Origin of the sequence: Paraflavitalea devenefica (assembly GCF_011759375.1) — a bacterium.
Lineage (GTDB): Bacteria > Bacteroidota > Bacteroidia > Chitinophagales > Chitinophagaceae > Paraflavitalea > Paraflavitalea devenefica.
In genome coordinates this window covers 84,069-102,538 of the sequence record NZ_JAARML010000008.1, presented here as the reverse complement: position 1 = coordinate 102,538, position 18,470 = coordinate 84,069, and the positions used below count along the sequence as shown (strand labels likewise).

Annotated in this window: 14 protein-coding genes; 6 read left to right on the top strand and 8 right to left on the bottom strand. The window is 47.8% G+C overall.

What is annotated here, in order from left to right:
* Positions 1–37: 37 nt before the first annotated feature.
* Together HB364_RS30720 and HB364_RS30715 are read right to left on the bottom strand one after the other, a co-directional pair.
* Positions 38–727: a hypothetical protein gene (locus tag HB364_RS30720; protein ID WP_167292276.1), complete on the bottom strand. Its 690-nt coding sequence runs from the start codon at positions 725–727 to the stop codon at positions 38–40.
* A gap of 584 nt (positions 728–1,311) precedes the next feature.
* Positions 1,312–2,148, bottom strand: coding sequence for a DUF5995 family protein (locus HB364_RS30715; protein ID WP_167292275.1), 837 nt, complete (start codon positions 2,146–2,148; stop codon positions 1,312–1,314).
* Between the two features lie 133 nt (positions 2,149–2,281).
* Between HB364_RS30715 and HB364_RS30710 the strand changes: the two genes are divergently transcribed.
* Genes HB364_RS30710 through HB364_RS30700 form a run of 3 tightly spaced genes read left to right on the top strand, consistent with a single transcriptional unit; the run spans position 2,282 to position 4,673 of the window.
* Complete coding sequence (locus HB364_RS30710; RefSeq protein ID WP_167292274.1) at positions 2,282–3,454, top strand: AAA family ATPase; 1,173 nt, start codon at positions 2,282–2,284, stop codon at positions 3,452–3,454.
* Positions 3,454–4,095: a hypothetical protein gene (locus tag HB364_RS30705; RefSeq protein ID WP_167292273.1), complete on the top strand. Its 642-nt coding sequence runs from the start codon at positions 3,454–3,456 to the stop codon at positions 4,093–4,095. The genes HB364_RS30710 and HB364_RS30705 overlap by 1 nt, the downstream gene beginning before the upstream one ends.
* Positions 4,092–4,673 (top strand): hypothetical protein, encoded by a 582-nt coding sequence (locus tag HB364_RS30700; RefSeq protein WP_167292272.1) that lies wholly within the window; start codon positions 4,092–4,094, stop codon positions 4,671–4,673. Before HB364_RS30705 ends, HB364_RS30700 begins: the two co-directional genes overlap by 4 nt.
* A 136-nt stretch (positions 4,674–4,809) precedes the next feature.
* Here HB364_RS30700 and HB364_RS30695 read toward each other — a convergent pair whose 3' ends face one another.
* The gene (locus tag HB364_RS30695; RefSeq protein ID WP_167292271.1) at positions 4,810–6,003 is read right to left on the bottom strand and encodes a winged helix-turn-helix domain-containing protein; all 1,194 of its coding nucleotides are present in this window, start codon (positions 6,001–6,003) and stop codon (positions 4,810–4,812) included.
* Positions 6,004–6,062: 59 nt separating this feature from the next.
* Entirely contained in the window at positions 6,063–9,794 is a 3,732-nt protein-coding gene (locus tag HB364_RS30690; protein WP_167292270.1) for an FG-GAP-like repeat-containing protein, read from the bottom strand.
* A 316-nt stretch (positions 9,795–10,110) separates the two neighbouring features.
* On the opposite strand from HB364_RS30690, the gene HB364_RS30685 reads away from it, so the two are divergent.
* The 3 genes from HB364_RS30685 (at position 10,111) to HB364_RS30675 (ending at position 12,390) form a co-directional block, all read left to right on the top strand.
* Positions 10,111–10,803 (top strand): GNAT family N-acetyltransferase, encoded by a 693-nt coding sequence (locus HB364_RS30685; RefSeq protein ID WP_167292269.1) that lies wholly within the window; start codon positions 10,111–10,113, stop codon positions 10,801–10,803.
* A gap of 107 nt (positions 10,804–10,910) precedes the next feature.
* The gene (locus HB364_RS30680) at positions 10,911–11,483 is read left to right on the top strand and encodes a dihydrofolate reductase family protein (RefSeq protein WP_167292268.1); all 573 of its coding nucleotides are present in this window, start codon (positions 10,911–10,913) and stop codon (positions 11,481–11,483) included.
* Between the two features lie 421 nt (positions 11,484–11,904).
* Entirely contained in the window at positions 11,905–12,390 is a 486-nt protein-coding gene (locus tag HB364_RS30675) for a hypothetical protein (protein ID WP_167292267.1), read from the top strand.
* Positions 12,391–12,474: 84 nt separating this feature from the next.
* Here HB364_RS30675 and HB364_RS30670 read toward each other — a convergent pair whose 3' ends face one another.
* The 4 genes from HB364_RS30670 to HB364_RS30655 all read right to left on the bottom strand — a co-directional run bounded on the left by HB364_RS30670 (position 12,475) and on the right by HB364_RS30655 (position 18,458).
* Positions 12,475–13,842: an alpha-L-fucosidase gene (locus HB364_RS30670; protein ID WP_246228667.1), complete on the bottom strand. Its 1,368-nt coding sequence runs from the start codon at positions 13,840–13,842 to the stop codon at positions 12,475–12,477.
* A 135-nt stretch (positions 13,843–13,977) separates the two neighbouring features.
* A complete protein-coding gene (locus tag HB364_RS30665) occupies positions 13,978–15,174 on the bottom strand; it encodes a DUF4998 domain-containing protein (protein ID WP_167292265.1) in 1,197 nt (398 codons plus the stop codon).
* Positions 15,175–15,272: 98 nt separating this feature from the next.
* Positions 15,273–16,445 (bottom strand): DUF5000 domain-containing lipoprotein, encoded by a 1,173-nt coding sequence (locus HB364_RS30660; protein WP_167292264.1) that lies wholly within the window; start codon positions 16,443–16,445, stop codon positions 15,273–15,275.
* 126 nt (positions 16,446–16,571) lie between these two features.
* Positions 16,572–18,458 carry a RagB/SusD family nutrient uptake outer membrane protein gene (locus tag HB364_RS30655; protein ID WP_208420158.1) on the bottom strand — a complete coding sequence of 629 codons (1,887 nt, stop codon included), beginning with the start codon at positions 18,456–18,458 and terminating at the stop codon, positions 16,572–16,574.
* Between the last annotated feature and the right edge of the window lie 12 nt (positions 18,459–18,470).

The window sequence follows — 18,470 nt, the reverse complement described above, 5'->3', positions numbered from 1 at the left end:
TCCCCCGGTATCAAATCTTGCGTTGAAGCAATTTTGTCTACTCCCTACTCACGCTTACCACCGCCATCCCCTTCGTCGTAGGCACATCACTGGCCTTCCCCTTCTCAGCCCCTGCAACGCCCAGGAACAAGATCCATGGCGCCGTAGTAGCCGGCATCGGCACCTCAAAATGGAAGGGCTTCAATTCGTCCTTAAAAGAAACAATGGGCGCCCGCAGGGTCTCTTTTCTGAAGCGGTCCTTCTTAAAGTCAGGGAATACTACGGTAATGCTTAATTGATACCCGTCCAGGAAACCCTGCTTCTTCCATTCCGGGTGCTGTTGTAGTTGAACGGTTACCTGCATCTTTTTCCGCTTCGTATCTGTCTTTATAGAGAATTGATGGTGCAGTATCTTATCCAGTGAATATAGCCGGCTGCATTCCAGCTTTAAAAGTCCCTTCAGACTAAAACCTTTGTCTTCTTTCAATTGTTTTCTGAATACAGCCAATAGGTCAGTCCATAAGCCGCCATCTTTGTGCTCGGTGCGTACCGCATCAAAGATCAGTTTGGCAGGTTTATTGCTGCTTAACAGTTGCTCTTTGCTTTGCTCCAGGTCAGCATTAATAGAAACGGGTGTATAAGTGCCACGCCTGGCCCGCGCATGAGGTTTGTACCGTTTACTGCGGACAATCGTTACATCATAAATAGAGCCCCGCATCTTGATAACAGAAGGTATCAGCTTTGCCATAAGACATAAACTTTTAAAAGTGAACAATAAACAGGGGATCGCTATACCCATATACGAACAGATATGAAACTTAGATTTAATAAAATATTATTTTTTAGCTGTTTTCACACCTCCTTACAGCGTACTTGCAACGACGTTTCAGCGATCTTACAGTGGCCTCATAGCGGACTTACAGCGAGCTTATAGCGGTGTTACAGCGACCTTATAGCGATATAAGTCGTAGGTAACTCCCTCCTAACTCCATACTAACTCCCCATTTCCTCCCCATCAGACGGATAGTAGCTCCCATCCGGCAGCGACCCAAAAGGCAGGTAACAGGCCATATACTTGTACCGTAATGGTAGTGGAATGCGCTGAGATAGCACTAAGACAGTATTCAGGTAGTACTCAGATAGCACTGGGAATGCTCTATACACAGTACTATCTTAGAGCACTCTCAGACCATTCCCTGACCATACTTAGACAATACCCAGAGCATTATCCCTACAGTAAGCTTACCATTCTCTTCCCCGCAGTGTCTCCCCCGGCGCGCAGGCCATTGGGAGTGCGGCGGGGGACGCTGCGGCAAAGGCTGCTGATGGTGTTCAAGCCGGTGATCCGCTGAAGGCTTCCTTATGCTCACTGACAGAAATATACTTCTTCTGGTACTTGTAAAAGGCCTTGATCACCTTTGTGGGATTCTTCCATTCAAACAAGTGGATAATAAACATCGTGATCCTGATCAGGCCCTTAGGCTTGACGAGGGAGAGGCCGAGCTTTTTAATAGTCGTATCGCGGTTAGTCATACAGAGGGGATAAGCGGGTGTATTCACCTTGCCAAAAAGATCGTCGGCAAAGATCCAGGCGCCATCGCGGGCATTGGTAATACTGAACTGGATAAGGATAGATTCATTGGTGGCATGAAAGCCGAAAAGCGAGAGCAGGGGCGACACCCGGTTGAGCTCATTCATCACTTCAAAAACCAGGCTGCCGATGATCGTGTTGATCGTATTGAAATCATTGCGGATGGTGCGTATATCCTGTGTACCTACGGTTTCTACAGCGGCAATACCCAGGTCGAAATTAATATGGGCATTCATGCCCAGCAATAAATGCTGTAATACGAGGGTGGTGCGTTTACGGGTAGCATCAAAAGCTGCTTGCCAGGAGCCGGAGGTTTTTTCTTGATTGCGGAGCTGTTGTACGGCGGCCAGGTAGCGGTTGGCAAAAATAACGTCCAGCTTTTCCATACGCGGACCATTCTCAAACTCGCCATTGGCGATCCCTTCTTTCACCCGCACGGTCACCTTATGGTACAGGGCGGCAAAATAGCCGATGCGGTCTTTCTGCTCCATGCATTCCTCAATAAGCGCTTCCAGTTGCTGGATCACTTCATCAATCGTCTGCGCCTGCGCTACAGGCCCTTTCTTTTCCAATGGCATAAGCTGCAGTAATGGTTATCCGGCTAAAATAAGTAAATTAGGCACTCAAACAGGCGGTTTCGGGTAAATAGCGCCCAAAAGCTGGTTAAGTCAAAAACACCTATTTTTGACCAATACGCAATAAAAACTATTCGTGATACAGGAAGTAAGTATAAAGAATTTTAAGTCAGTTCAGGATTTAACCCTTCCATTAAGCAGGTTCAATGTATTCATAGGGTCCAATGGTTCCGGGAAATCAAATATCCTGGAAGCGATTGCTTTTGGGGCTGCCGCAGCGGCTAATAAACTGGATAATGAGTTTTTGGGGTCAAGAGGTATCAGGACTTCAGAGGCGAGGTTGATGAAAAGTGCATTTAAGAAACAGGCATTTTTAAATGATATCGAATTAACTTTTATAACATCTGAACTTGACGTTTTGCTGAAAATTGAAGAAGAGGAGAAGCCTTTTTTGCGGTGGGTCAAAAAGGAGCCAGATTCTCTCTCGAAGGCTTTATCCGATTTAGCACAGTCAATAAGAAATAAAGAACATAAAGCTATTGACGACTCAAAATTACTACATGCTAAGTTTAAGGAAATAATGCATGACGTAATAGTGGATAAATCCGATAAATTCGATGATTTCCTTTCTGCCCTGTACTGGAGCATAATAGAAGGAGAAGATGTATCTGATTTCATTATTTATAGCCCCGAAATTACAGCATTAAGAAAGTTCGAAGAGGAAAGCCAGATCAAGCCATTGGGTATTAAAGGAGAAGGCCTTTTCCATGTTCTTCAAATATTCAATGAGAGTTATGGTGAAGAAACCCTTAACGAACTAAAAGAACTCCTGCACATCATAGAATGGTTTGATGATTTTGAAGCCATCAATGACCAGGTTTCCGGCAGGAAAAGCCTTGTTGTAAAAGATAGATATATCCCCGATGTCTCTTTGAATCAAAGCAACGTGAATGAAGGTTTTTTGTTCCTGTTGTTTTATGTTTCTTTAATTATTAGTAAAGAAACTCCCGCCTTCTTTGCGATCGACAACATTGAAGCGTCTTTCCATCCGCGCTTGTGCGAAGAACTTACCCGCCAGTTAGTGGAATTATGCAAAAAGCACAACAAGCAGGTGATTATAACCACACATAACCCTGCGGTATTGGACGGCCTTAACTTAGATGATCCTGAACAAGCTCTTTTTGTTATCCGGAGAAATGCCGATGGGGAAACCATCGCCGATAAAATAGATCAACAGCCTAAAAATGTGAGACTATCAGAAGCGTGGGAGAGGGGATACATAGGCGGTCAACCTGAAACAATAGCCTAATGCGATTTGCCATAGCCGGAGAAGGACTTACAGACTTCGCCATATTGAAAAACCTGCTCATTGGGTTTACCAATGAAAAAAATCTACCTGTAAGAAGACTGCTTCCCGAATTAAATGAGCCCTTCGGATGGAGTAATTTATTCGATCAGTTATCAAAAGACAGGTTCAGAGGCAGCTTTGAATTAAATGACTATATAATAGTCCAAATTGATTCCGGTACCTGCGAAGATTGGAAAGAAGGGTTAAAACATATTGGTGACGACGAAAGCCTGGTCGAAGGATTTGTAAATCAGATAATCCAGGTCTTAATAAAGAGAATAGGGGAGGAGTTTTACACTAAAAACAAACAGAAGATCATTTTTGCCGTTGCAGTACATGACATTGAGTGTTGGGTTTTGCCATTTATTTCAGAGAAGGCTTCCGATCAATCTAAAATGGTTAATTGCTTCAGGTCTGCAGAAAATATTGCCAACAAAAAAGGATTCTCCCTCAATCAAAAGAACTACCGGGAAGGAAAGTATTATGACGACCTCTCCAAAGGAATGACTAAACAAAAAGACCTGCTGAAATTATATAAATTGAACCCCAGTCTTAGAATCTTTGTAGATAAACTCATCCAGGTTTTTCCCGATAAACCATGAAGCCGCTCCCAAAAACATTCCTCCGCTTACTGAAAATCGGGCTTATTAGCGCCATCATTATTTACGTCGGCGTATTCCTGTACCTAAGATTCGGTTGGCGACAGTTCTATTCCAAACAAGAGGTGGATGGCATCATTGCTACAATCAGCAACGCGCCTGCATTTCCGGAGGAGTTTTATAGCTTATATGACAAGGCTTATGATAACAGGCAGGAAAGAATAACCACCAGATACTGGACACGCTTCCTGACTGATTATCCCATGCGCGACAATCCCCAGTGGGCCGCTGCCAACCGCATGGAGTATAAAGGCGACCGGTACCAATTAGGCCCCTTGACATTGGCTTTTAAGATCAATGCTACTGTACCGCCGGAAAAATGTTTCGATTACCTCATGGCCGAAGACTTCAAAGGGTACTGCAAAACGTTTAGGTTAAAAGATTCCATAGTAAATCTTAAGGAGCCGGATAAAATAATCAGTTTTATCATAGCCCACGAGAATCCCTGGTTTTATTATTCACACGCTTCTCAATTCAAAAGAGAAAAAGACTCCCTGACATTGATACTCTCAGGGAGATGACTTCCCCCTTCTTTGTCATTTCGAACCCGCCACACGCTCTTGCCTTATCAACAAGCAAAACGGGTGAGAAATCCCGCATAGAGGGACAAGTACTGCTGTCGAAGCAAAGGCAACTGATGATATTATACTATACTTGTCAGAAACCATCCCTGATAGCCTTAAGATACTGCTTGTTATTTGACTTCTTAATGATAATATCCCGGCACTGGTTGAATTTTACAAATGTTTGAATGGCATCAATGATCTTGTCGATCATGGGCTTGCTTAGCTTCAGCGGCTCGAAGTGCAGATTGTGGATGGTTAATACCTGTTGTTTTCGATCGGTCTTTGAATCCATCCGGGCGACAAAAGTATCACCCACCAATACTGGTAAGGAGAAGTATCCGTATTTCCGCTTAGCCTCGGGCACAAAACATTCTATCTGGTAGTCGAAATCAAAAAAATCCCTTAACCGATGTCTGAAGACATTCAATACATCGAATGGAGAAAGAATAAACGCATCATCAGACAACTGGATCTTTTTGTTTTTATAAGCGGGCAACATGTAGAGCGGGGAGGTTTTAAGACCTTCAATCACAACGGGGCAAACTTCACCCTCCGCTACGAGTTTTTCCAACTCCGTTTTTACTAAATGACCCTTCACGCGACGGGCACGCCAGGCCATCTCCTTTACATAAGCGATACCCAGGGATTGCAATGAACGCCGGATAATATACCTGGCAAACGCTTCTGGTGTTGGCTTCGCTGTATCAATATCATCCGGGATAATATTCATAGGCAGGTCATATACTTTCTGGAAATCTTTGCCTCTCGTCACCATCAGTCTTCCGTCCAGGTACAATCGCTCAAGCGCTATCTTAGATGGTCGCCAGTCCCACCAGCCTGAACTGGCCTCCAGGCGATCATTTTCAAAATCCTTTACCGTCAGTGGCCCTTCGCGCGCAATCCTGTCCAGTACCCTGTTCATAAGATTGATCTCGGCCTGTGTCAGGGGCTTTCTGTTGGATAAAAAGCCCTCCTTTACGGACAGTGAAAAGTGGAAGTCGTGCATGGGAATATATCCCGCATCGGAGGTAAAGAATTCAAAGATCCTTCCATCCGCCTGTAGTTCGTTCAGCCATTCCAATTTATAGTCAGGTACGCGCGATGCAATAGCATGGTGATGTGCACGCTCAACGACATAATTGGCATCGATCTGAACAAAACCAAGATGGTCGATGAGTTTGTATACCGCCTCGCGGCCCTTTCCAAAGGGCGCCCGTTGAGACAGCCCTGCCGCGTGGAGGATGATCTTTCTGGCTTGTGCTTTGGTGAGAATTAATGGCTTCATATAGGTAAGGTAAAATTAAAAGTTCTTCCTCACCGAAACAAAAGCCCTGCTAACTTCCCTCACCGCTCCAACACCACAACATTCTTCGTAATAATCTTCCCGCCCGTTCTGATGATCAGGTTATAATGCCCCGCCGCCAATCCCTGCGTCCCCATCCTGATCAACCCATTACTGGCCGCGTAATGCTGCTGCTTCACGACCCGCCCATGGCCATCTGTCAGTTGAGCGGTTAGGGCGCCGGTAGCCGCCGGCAACTGTATCGTCAATGCCTGACCTGCCCGCACCGGATTAGGATAAATAACCCAGGAGCGTGTTTCCTCAAATACCAGCACCACCGCCCTGGTATGTTTTTGATGAACGCCATCATCCACCACCAGCCGGAAATAATTCTTGCCCCACAATGGCTGCTCATCCCGCCATTGGTAATACGTGACACCCGGTTTAGCGGCTGTTGTATGCAGGGGAATATAATGACGGCCATCGGCACTGCGCTCCAGCGTATACTGCACACCAGCTTCATAGGAAGCTACCGTCCATTTTAACAATACTTCCCGGCCTTGCTTCACACCGGTAAACGTGAGGATGTCCAGCGGCAACAGGATGCCTGCCGACCGGCCAATGCCCAGCGGATACCGCCAGGGGCCATACCGCTGCCCGGTAAGTGCCGTAACAGGATCATATTCCACGCGCGCCCGCAGCAAGGTGGCCTTGCCGGTTTTAGACACCTCATTCTTTAATTCGGTGCCGGTTAATCCCAGGTTGGTGAAAGTAGCTTGTCGTCCGCTATAGCTGGTACTATTCGTAACAGGTACACCACTGAAGGCATTACCCACAGCGCGTGTTTCCCATACCAGCCTGCCTTTTTGCCTGCCCTGGGGCGATTGCACAAACAATCCTGCCCCTATATTAGGCTCTGTTATATTCAGCGCACTTAAAGGCGTAGTAAGATTGGCATTGTACAACCGCAGGTTATTACGCTGGCCGCCATATTGGTTACCATAATACAAATACACCCGGCCAATGGTATTGTATAACAAATTACCTATCAGTATATCCGAAAATCCATCGGCATTCACATCACCGGCGGTGACGGCAGCAGAACCAAAAGAACCGCTATACTGATCAATGTTGCCATCAATACTGTCCGGCACAGCTTCCAGACCGGTAGGCGAACCTTTAAACAACAATACAATCCCTCTGGTATCAAATTGCTCATCTGTCACCAGCACATCTGCATAACCATCGCTGTTCACATCACCGGCGCTGGCAACTGTATGGCCCAGGTGCGTATTCGACGGATCGTTGCCAATTAAGGTATCGGATGGGGTAGCGCTGATGCCGGAACCTGATCCCAGGTAAATAAAGGCCCTGCCGATACCCGAACCATTGTTATACTCCGGTGCATTCACCAGTACATCCGTATAGCCATCCCCATTAATATCACCGGCGCCGGCCACCACGCTGCCAAAGAAAGCATAGTCCTGGTTGGCATTATCAAGGATGGCAGCCGGCGTGGCCGACAATCCCGTGCCCGATCCCAAAAACACATAAGCCCTTCCCTCAAGGGTATTGCTGCCATCGTTGGAATAAGGAGCGCCAATCACAACATCCCCATAGCCATCGCCATTTACATCGCCCGCGCTGGCTACAGAGCGGCCAAAGCCGGCCTTATCTGTTTCATTAACGCCCTGCAGTATAAGATTGGGCGTGGGCGGTAAGCCACTTGCAGCGCCATAATACACCAACACCTTTCCCGTATCAACTGTAACAATATCATTATAAGCACTCACCAGTACATCGTCATAGCCATCTCCGTTCACATCGCCCGCACCGGCAATGGCATAGCCCAGGTAGTAATTGGGCAGTCCCGTAGAGATCGTATCAGGCGTATTGACCAATCCGGCTGCCGAACCATAATACACAAATACGCCTCCTTCCGTGTCATTATACCGGGGAGCACCTATCATCACATCGGCATAGCCATCGCCATTCACATCCCCGGCGCCCGCTACCGCCCAGCCCAGTTTGCAGTTGGGATTATTCACATCCAGCGTTACATCCGGTACCGGTGGCAAACCACTGGCCGATCCATAATACACATAAGCCCTGCCTTCATAATTCGTCATGCCTTTGATGAAATTGGGATCACCGATCACCACATCCGAATAACCGTCGCCATTAATATCGCCGGCATATTGAACAGACCTGCCAAAGCCGATCACCGTATTACCCGGACTATCGAAGGTAACAGCAGGCGGCTCGTCAATGCTATCGGGGGCACCATGATACATATAGGCCCTGCCGGCATTTGTACTGTCGCCAGCGTCGTATGCCGGCTCTCCCATAACAATATCGGCATAGCCGTCACCATTCACATCACCGGCTCCGGCCAATACCGGCACAGGCACATGGGCCGCTGTATCGATTACGTCAAAAAGGGTATCTGTCAAACCCGCTGCAGCGCCATGGTACAACAATAGCCGGCTGGCATGGGCATGGGTATTTGTATCGGCGCCGGCCACCGCAATATCTGCAAAGCCATCCCCATTCACATCACCGGCATGGCCTATAGGACCACCCAGGGCCAGACCCGGCCGACCGGTACTGTCCAGGATAACCGGACTTGCCGGAAGTCCCGTAGCCGAACCATAATAGATCAGCAGGCGGGCAATAGTATGCGTGGGATTATTGAAAGGATCGTCATAATAAAAAGGCTGGCTCAGCACCAGATCTGTATAGCCATCGCCATCCAGGTCGCCGCCACCAGCCATTGACTGACTGAAGCCTGTAGCTGCTATGGGTTGTGCATTGGTAAATAGATTGGCATAGGTAGTAGTAAGCCCGGTATCGGAACCGTGGTAGATAAACACAGCGCCATCGGCATTCGGTGCATAAACATGGTAGTTGGGCGCACTGACCGCAATATCCGAATAGCCATCCCCATTCACATCGCCTGCACCTGCCACCAGTTTGCCAAACATGCTTAAATACTGATCACCCTCTACATAATCGCTTGCCTGCAAACCGGCAGGTGATCCGTAATACACGAATACCCGACCCCTGGACCCATTGGGAAAACCAATTGTATAGCCATACTCTGAAGCACCCACGATTACATCTGAATAACCGTCGCCATTGATATCTCCTGCGCCTGCTACGGATATACCATAAAAAGCAAAAGGCATATCGCCTTTCAGGATCGTATCTGCCGTGGCAGGAATGCCGGTGGCTGAGCCATAATACACCAGGGCATGGCCAATGGCTAGTTCATAACCATCATCGCTGGCAAAAGGGGCCCCTATGATGATATCGGCATAACCATCGCCATTGATATCACCCGCGCCGGATACGGCCGATCCGAAATGTTCATGCCCGTCAGTATTGCTGTGATAAGATAAACTAAGGCTGGGAATAACCGGCAGACCGGAAGGGGTACCATAATACACATACGCACGGCCCTCTTCGGCATACAGGCTATCATACAATGGCGCGCCAATAATTACATCAGAATACCCATCACCATTTACATCACCTGCCCCGGCCACGGAAGCGCCGAAGGTCGCTTCAGCCCGCCCGGGACCTTCCAGCACACTATCGGAAGCCAGGTACACGGGCAACGGGTTATAGGTGCTTACTGTCTCGCTACGCTGCTCCTGCCGGATATGGGCTAAGGCAGCAGTATACCAGTCGTTTGGCGGTGATTGGCGGTGATAAGTAGCAACAGAGGTGGTGAAGGGCTGATACACGATTGCGATCAGCAATGAGTACATAGCAGGCAGTAGTATGCGCATGGCATAAGGTTTAAGGTCATTAAAAGCGGGGCGGGTAAAGAATCAGCTATTGGAAGTAGTTAGCCAGGGGTAGATAGCAGGATAAATGGAGACTGTAAACAATAGGGAGGGTAGTAGACTGATAGATAGTATATGCAATATAATACTTTACATAATACCCCGCAATACTACTTACAGGGTATCCAGCCCCAGAGGGGCTTCCGCTTTGTAGAAAGAAACATTACAAATGTATTTTGCCCCATAGGGGCTACCCTTTCCCTTGAATCCATACAATCCTCCCAATCCCGGTTCAGACAATTTTGAATAATATTGCACCATGAGCCATGATCCATTTGCAAAGCTGGACAATCCTGCCTGGTGGGCGCTCACCGGCGTACAGCAATCCTTTGCTATTGGCACAAAGCGTGTGAAACGCTACCAACGTGGCATCCTGCCTTTTGCTGCTTATGATCCGGCAGCTAAAGAAAGCATAATTGCATTGGATGAGTTCCTGGAAGCAGGAGAGGTCTTTTTCCTGATAGGAGAGTTACCATCTTTACCGGCTCACTGGACTTTACTCAAAGAGCTGCCCTGTGCGCAAATGATCAACCAGGCGGCTGTCTCCCCTCCGGATGGTGAAGTGTCCATAGCCCGCCTGACAGAAGTACACAGTAATGATATGTATAATCTCATTCAGAAAGTACAGCCCGGCTATTACGAGCACAATACCCGCCGCCTGGGCAGCTACTATGGTATATGGCAGCAGGACAAGCTGGTAGCTATTGCCGGTGAACGCATGCGGCTGGAAGAACTTACGGAGATCAGCGCCATCTGCACCGATCCGGAATATACCGGCCGCAAATACGCCCAACACCTCATCGCGCATCTCTGCAATACCAACCTCGACCAGGGCAATATTCCCTTCCTGCATGTACTGGAAACCAACCAGCGCGCCATCGGTCTCTATGAATACATGGGCTTCACCAAAAGAAGGACCATCAGCTTCTGGCAACTGAAAAAGACGGTGTAATAAAATTGGTTAAACTAATTGCCGCAATCAACCTCTTTAAAGTCGTACTGACACCCCCTCCCGGAAGTATTTCCTGGCTAATTTGCAGGCTATAAAAAAATATAGCCATGAAAAAGATTGTATGGTTCATGCACGTATCACTGGACGGCTTTGTGGCCGGACCAAATGATGAAATAGATTGGGTCAAGGTAGATGAGGAAATATTCGACTATGCAGGAAACCGTACCGATGAAGCAGATACCGCTTTGTACGGACGGAAAACCTTTGAGCTGATGGAGGGGTACTGGCCAACTGCTGCCGATCAGCCTAATGCCACCAAACATGATATTAAACATGCTACCTGGTACAAAAAAGTGCGCAAAGTGGTAGTGTCTACAACAATGAAAGGGCAAAACCTGCCCAATACCACCATCATCAGTGAGAACATAGAGGAGGAGATAGGCAAACTTAAACAGGGAAGCGGGAAAGAGATCGTCATCTTTGGCAGCCCTTCCATTGGCCAGTTGCTATCGGCAGCCAACCTGGTAGATGACTACTGGTTGTTTGTGAATCCCATCTTGCTGGGAAACGGTATGCCCTTATTCAAAGGGGGAAAAGACCGGAAAAACCTGAAACTGGTAACTTCCCACGCTTTCACTTCCGGCGTCATCTGCCTCCATTATGAAAAAAGCCAGGCATAAGTAATGACAGCAACAAAGAAAAACCTGCGGACAAGTGGAAGTAAAAAGGGAGAAAATAAGACGGAAGTCAGGACCAGCAATGGTTATGCGTAGAATTACGTAAGGTATAGGCAATAAAAAAGGGCCAGCATAAAAATACAGCCCCGTTTTAAAATCCAATATCCTATGAAAAACCGAGACAAAAATAAGGGAATAATGCATTCTACCAATACCCCCTTCGTGGTATTTTAAAATAAAAGGTTAAAAATAATGTAACCGGTAGGGAAGACCTCCGTACGCGGCTACTTATAAGAGTAAGTTTGCATATAATATCTTCTTAATTTCTTCTGCATTGACAGCATGCCGGTTCGGATGATTACTTTATAATCTTGCCAATTAAGTGTATATTCATATATAGGATTTTTAATTCCTTCCCAACCCCATGACCACTTACACCACAGGAAGGAAAAGCTATTGGCCGCATATACTGAAGCAATGGAGTATTGCCGCCGGTATCTTTTTCATCATTATTTTGTATGACCAGCTTTTTGGTAATGATTTTATCAATATTTCAGACACTTTTTATTGGGCCGGAGCTCTTTTGCTGGTAACCCAATATGTTGACCTGATCAGCAGAAAAAGGATCTATAAAATAGTGATTGATGAAACTTCCAAAACCATCACCCAGTATTACCGCAGTCCTATGTCAGGTGAAGGAGAAAAGATCCATTCACTTGATAAGGCGCAGCTTTATGTAAAAAGCAAAGTATCTGCTGCCGGCGGCGGAATAACCACTCAATCGCTGGAGTTGTACAAAAGCCTGCGTTTGGTGCTTGCATTAGACCCCAAAAAAGATGGCTTTTCCCCTGACACCTTACAGGAAATACGACTGGAACTGGAACGCCTGCTCGTCTCTGTAACAGGATAGTATCCGCAAACAACAAAAAAGCAGGCCGCTAAGCCTGCTTTAATATCCTGTGAATCCTTTCAATCCTATAAATCGTGGTTCAGACTATTTTTCATTAAATACACCAAACTCTGCAATCTGTGGAGGGGCATCAAAAGCATCGATCAGGATCCTTACGCGCTCCCCGGTAACGGGTTGAAAGCGGTGTACCTTAATCTTGCCGGTATTTTCGCCCGCAACGATCGGCTTCCAGGCGCCATCCGCATAATATTCCAGCCTGTACTTCTTAATGCGCGGTCTTCTTCCTGCCTCTGCAATAACAATAGCAGAAAATGGCCGGCTGTATTTAAAATCCACTTCGAACCAGGGTTGTTTTACCGTGGCATTGGATATCCAGGGCTTGCCAAAATCGTCGTCCGTGGCAAAATCCATGATCCACATATCATCACTCCAACTGGAATTGGTAGCCTGGTGTTTCGCCATATTGTGGGCAATAATAGGCGCATCAGCAGCAGGCAGCTTTTGTGTAGGCCCCTGGTGTTTCCACAGCTTGCCGATCTCCTTCAAAGCAGCTACCGCATTCTCGTCAATCAGTCCGTCGCGGTTGGGCGCTACATTCAAAATGAAATTGCAATAGGCATTATTGAAAGGGATAATATTATCGTTTACCAGTTTCGCCGGCTCTTTCACCGGTCTGGAAGGGAAAGATGTTTTCCAGAACCAGTTATCATTAATGGGCAGGCACGACAAGGCAGCCAGCTTATTGCTTTCTTTGGAAATATGCTGGCCCGCACCCTGTTCGTAGGATTTAATATCTGTATAATACAGTGCCTCGGCAGGATACTTGGCGGCGTTCAGGTCCATCACCAGGCAATTGGGCTGGATGGATTTGATCAGGGTATACATTTCCCCGAACGGAATATCATCATAGGAGATCCTTGACCAGGGAGCATCCCACCCGTCAATGATCAGCGCACTGATCTCTCCGTAATTCGTCAGCAGCTCTGTAAGCTGGGCTTTCACCATGTCAATATGCTTTTGGGTGATCTGTCCCGGACGCAACTTATGATGTGTGTCGAGGATAGAATAATACAACATCACCTTCAGCCCGTTGGCCCGGAAAGCATTCACATACTCTTTCACCACGTCTTTCTTAAAAGGGCTGTTCATTACATTATAATCAGTCGTCTTCGTATCCCAGATGGCAAAACCGCTGTGGTGCTTAGTGGTCAGACAGCCATAAGTCATATTGGCGGCCTTCGCTGCTTTGGCCCATTGGTTACAATCCAGTTTCGTGGGATTGAAAATGGCAGGGGAGGCTTCGGGATCGGCCCAGTCCTGGTCCATATACGTCGGAATATTAAAATGGATAAACATGCCGAAGCGGAGATCAACAAAAGCCTGTTGCAGGGCCGCCAGGTCCTTACCAGGTGATGGTTTGGCCGGCTGCCCTTTTACCAGGTTTGGCAACATAGTGGTACAGATAAACAGATACAGTAACGCAAGTCTTCTTGTTCTTGTGTGGCGCATAGTGTCTTTGTTAGGAATGATGAAGTTATTTATTATTTATAGGTTTATTAAAATGGAGGTCGAAACCGGTTTCGGACTTTACGGATTATACCAGAAAGAGATCTCGCTCATATGGCTGTCGGGATCATGATCAATCGTTTCCAGCACCCGGATACGGATATAGCGCACTTTGGGAATACCGGGCAGCAGGTCTACCTTATAAGGCGCCGTACCATTGTCGGGCCTGTTAATCTCCTGCAGTAATGTCCAGCCTTTGGCGATGGATTCATTTTTCCAGCCGGGATCACTGCCGGGAAGGGTAGTGGCGGCATTCGTGATATCAGCAATGCCCCATACTTCAAACTTTGTAGGGTTATGATAAGGATTGCTATTCACCCGGCCGATATTCTCAAACTTCGTAAGGTCATACAAAGCGCCCAGGTCAATCGTAAAATGATGGGGTATGCCTTCGCCGCCGGTATGGTAGATCTGGGGGTAATCAGCGCCCTTGCCATCCCAGATCCAGCTCAGGTTGGTGCCCCAGGCGTTTCCGGCCACATCATTGGGCAGGTCTACCTTTGTCCACGCAGCTTTAGGTACCGGCACGTTCTTGACTGAAATCGAATCTTTATTATTGACCGTAAACGTGTCTATCGCTTTGGCCGAGGGTTTATAGGCCGATTGGTACCAGATCTTCGTGCCCACCTTCCAGGGAATGATCGTGCTGAAAGTAGTGGCGTCAATCAGCAGGGTCTGGTCAATGCCGGCTTCGTCGGTATACCAGAGTTGGGTGCCCACATTTACCGTATCAGCAGTGCCCCAGTTAATCGTCAGCAGCTTGCTATCGCCGGAATAATTCACACTCAACAGCGCCCGGTTCAGCAGTGTGCTCTGGTATTTCGGGCCATACACCCGGCCGGTTACATAGGCAGGTACCGATTTGTTGCCTTCTTTATCATACGTAAATACGCTGAACGTATAAGAAGTCTCCTGCAGCTTATCTATAATAATGCTGACGGTATCTACACCTTGCTGACGGTTGACAGCAACACTGGCAGAATCATGGCCATTGTTCCAGAACACGGTGACCCTGGTGATCGTAGGGTCTGACACCAATAGCCAGGAAAGCTTGATCCTGTTATTGCCTGGATAAGTAGTAATGGCCTCCGCCATACCAGGATATACCTTTGGCTGCTCCGGCAGGTACTTTTTCCATTCATCCTGCTTCTTGCACGACGCCCATACAAGAGCGCTCGTCATTCCCAGCAGGACTATCATCAATTTGATATGTTTCATATACTGATAAGTTGAAAGTATTGGTTAATAAATCCCACTCGCTACGATTTCCCCGCAGTGTCTCCCGCAGGGGACGCTGCGGTCCCTCGTTGCCTCTTCTAAGGTTGCCCCCATATTGACACCTCTGCAATATTGGTAGCTGAATTCGTAAAAGTTTCCAGCACCTTGACGCGGATATACCGCACCGGCTGTTTGTCAAGTGGTATCGTCAGTTCTTCTCCTTTCACGGCCGCTGCAATATCATCCTGTGTTACCTGGCCAAGGGGCAATCCGGAAGGCTTCACCACCTCATGTGCCATCAGCTTCGTCCAGTTATTCCAGCCGCCATCGGGGTCGGGATTATTGGCGCCCCAGATCTCAAACTTCTTCGGGTTATTGGCATTATAGATCCAGTCCTGTGCAGGCGTTTGCCGTTGCCATACCGTCATGCGGCTCAGCTTTACGGTGATGCCCATATCGAACGTGAACCACTGGGGGAAGGGCTTTGTTTGCGTATGGAACATATCCCAGAAACCGGTATAAGAGCCATTCCACAAATTCTCCATGGGAAGGCCCCAGTCATCGCCAATATCAGTAGGCAATTGCACCTTTCTGAACAGGGCTTTGTCAAGCGGCTTTTCATACAAAGGCTTATAAATGCCGGTTAATGTATCGGAGATATTGCCAAATCTGTCCCGCACAAAAAAGGAGAATTGCCGGGCGGAGCTGTCAAACCCGCGCATGGTATAAGTGCCGGCCGGTAAAGTAGTGTAATGCACGTGCGCCTGTTCCATCGTGCCCTTGTCATTGGCGGCAAGGGTATAAATAGCCACATCGGCTTTGGCATCATTCGTATAAGCAATGCGCAGCCCGCCAAAGTCGGCCGTGACAGAGAGGCTTGTAAACACCGCTACCACCGGTGGGGTGAGTGGCTTCACCTTGACCGTTACCGGCGAAGACACCTGCTCACTTCTGGTTACTACAAACAACTTCACTTCATGTTCCAGTGTATCGCCAAAGCCATCCACGGTCAACTGGTTGGTATAATAGGAGGCCTTTACTTCCCTTTTTACGCCGGGCTGGTGTTCGTATTCGGCCTTCACATACAGGATCGTATTGTCGTGTGGCAATGAATAAGTGATCTCAGCCGCGCCGGGCAGGTTCTTTACGGCCGTGCTGGTGAGCGGATCGGGCACTTTCCCTGCTGCATACAGGGATGCGTGTTCCTCTTTTTTGCAGGCGCTCATGATGATGAGCGGCGTTATTATAGATAATATATAGAATCGTTTCATGTTTTCGTTTTATATATTGAGTAAGTGAAAGCAAGTGGTAAGTGGCGAGTAGCGAGTGAGCTGATTAGTTGGCAAGCCGCAGCAAAAGCCCCACTGGCCACTTACCATTTACCACTCGCCGCTCTTCTACCAACCTGGATTCTGCACTAATTTGGGATTAACAAGAATATCACTGCTGCGAATTGGCCACAGGTAATCCCTTACCTGGAAAGTCTGGCTCCACAAAGGCCTGGTACGGTAGTAACCGGCCGGACCCGCCTGTGCAATATCCCAGCCCAGGATCACTTTATTTTGCTCTTCAATAGCACGTTTCCAGCGGCGCAGGTCCCAGAAGCGGCTGGCCTCAAAACTCATTTCAATCAGCCTTTCCTGTTGTATAATGGCCCTTAATCCATCTTGTGTAGTGTATTTGGAAGGATTTTTGGAATACAGGCTCCAGGATTCCTCTACGCTCTTTAATCCGGCTCTTGCCCGCACCAGGTTCAGGTACGTATACACAGCAGGATTGGCAGTGCCTTCTGCTTCATTCAGCGCCTCGGCATACAGCAGGTACAGGTCGGCCAGGCGGAACAAGGGGAAGGGGTAGTCTTCTGTAGAAGTGCTCTGTCCTTCATTGATCACAAACTTCCAGCTAACCGTTTTCTTCGTGAAATAGCCGGTTACAGAATAACCAAATACATTCTTTTGTGATTGGTTCTGCCCCCAGCGGGCCTGTATATTCCAGGTGCCGTTCTGCATAAACCATTTGGCGCCGTCAAAAGCCACATCAGCATAAAAGCGGGGCTCCCGGTCAAAATTCAGTATGGCCGTTTCATAACCCAATTGCATCCTTTCCGCTTCTGCGGCAGATACCGTGCGCAGTGTATAGCGGTTAGCATAATCGTACTCCTTGTCTTCTTCGATCGGTACGCCATTCTTTGAATAAAACTGCTCCACGGTCTTGATCGTGGGCGCCATTTGTCCCAACGGGTCCTGGTTGCCGATGCGGGAAGGGTCCAGCTTCGGACAGGCCAGGCGTTGCATATATTTATCGGTGCGACTATTGGAAGAACCCCAGATCAGTTCTTCATTCCATTTTTCACACACACTGTTGCGGATGCTCATTTCAATCTTCAGGGCATCGGTAAGATTGGCCAGGTGGTCGTCAAACTTATAGAGTGTAATACCCGCTGCATGACAAGCGTCGATAGCGGCTTTGCAGGCTGCTGCTGCCCTGACCCATTTTTGTTTATCGTACGTGGTATTAAGGAGGGGCGTGCCATCGTGGTTCTTAAAACCGGTATAATCGGCATTGCCATTGAACAATGGACTGGCCGCTGTCACCAGCAGGCGTGCTTTCACCGATAAGGCAATGGGTGCCGTTACGCGGCCCAGCTCTGTAGTCCTTGCCTGGATCACCGGGGGGAGTAACTTAGCAGCGGAGTCCAGCAGGTTGGCGATATAGTTCACAGCAGAATCCACCGGCACCCGGGCAATCTTGGCTGCTTCGGCGCTTACATCAGTGGGCAGGTTCTTATCAACAATATGGATGGGGCCATACATCTTTAAGAGATACCAGTGGTAATACGCTTTTAGAAAAATAACTTCTCCGATCCACCGTGTTTTCATATAAGGCTCCAGGTCTACCACCTTATCTACATTCTCCAGGAAAATATTACAGTCCCGTATACCTGCATACAGGGAAGTCCAGGTACTCATCATCGGGCTGCCGGCTGTTTGCAGGCCCATTGCGATTTGCATGGGCGCAGGATCAATCGTGCTGAAACTTAGGTCCTGCCATATCTCATCACCGGCGCCAAACCCGGGATTGCCGCTATACTGGCCTTCATTGGGCAGATAGGAGTAACAGGTATACAGGTATTTTTCTGCTTCTGTGCGAATGCTGAAAGCATTGTCAATAGTGGGCACATTATCCGGTACCACATCTATGAACTTCTCACAGGAGCTGAGCCCCATCATACCTGCCAGGAACAGGACCGGCAGGTATGATGACTTTTTATAATTGTGTTGCATGCTGTAGTAATA

Bases quoted from the DNA above. Each gene is read 5' to 3' on its own strand.
- HB364_RS30665 (WP_167292265.1), bottom strand. From the start codon at position 15,174: ATGAAACATATCAAATTGATGATAGTCCTGCTGGGAATGACGAGCGCT.
- HB364_RS30670 (WP_246228667.1), bottom strand. From the start codon at position 13,842: ATGTTGCCAAACCTGGTAAAAGGGCAGCCGGCCAAACCATCACCTGGT.
- HB364_RS30675 (WP_167292267.1), top strand. From the start codon at position 11,905: ATGACCACTTACACCACAGGAAGGAAAAGCTATTGGCCGCATATACTG.
- HB364_RS30695 (WP_167292271.1), bottom strand. From the start codon at position 6,003: ATGAAGCCATTAATTCTCACCAAAGCACAAGCCAGAAAGATCATCCTC.
- HB364_RS30660 (WP_167292264.1), bottom strand. From the start codon at position 16,445: ATGAAACGATTCTATATATTATCTATAATAACGCCGCTCATCATCATG.
- HB364_RS30700 (WP_167292272.1), top strand. From the start codon at position 4,092: ATGAAGCCGCTCCCAAAAACATTCCTCCGCTTACTGAAAATCGGGCTT.
- HB364_RS30655 (WP_208420158.1), bottom strand. From the start codon at position 18,458: ATGCAACACAATTATAAAAAGTCATCATACCTGCCGGTCCTGTTCCTG.
- HB364_RS30680 (WP_167292268.1), top strand. From the start codon at position 10,911: ATGAAAAAGATTGTATGGTTCATGCACGTATCACTGGACGGCTTTGTG.
- HB364_RS30705 (WP_167292273.1), top strand. From the start codon at position 3,454: ATGCGATTTGCCATAGCCGGAGAAGGACTTACAGACTTCGCCATATTG.
- HB364_RS30720 (WP_167292276.1), bottom strand. From the start codon at position 727: ATGGCAAAGCTGATACCTTCTGTTATCAAGATGCGGGGCTCTATTTAT.
- HB364_RS30715 (WP_167292275.1), bottom strand. From the start codon at position 2,148: ATGCCATTGGAAAAGAAAGGGCCTGTAGCGCAGGCGCAGACGATTGAT.
- HB364_RS30685 (WP_167292269.1), top strand. From the start codon at position 10,111: ATGAGCCATGATCCATTTGCAAAGCTGGACAATCCTGCCTGGTGGGCG.
- HB364_RS30690 (WP_167292270.1), bottom strand. From the start codon at position 9,794: ATGCGCATACTACTGCCTGCTATGTACTCATTGCTGATCGCAATCGTG.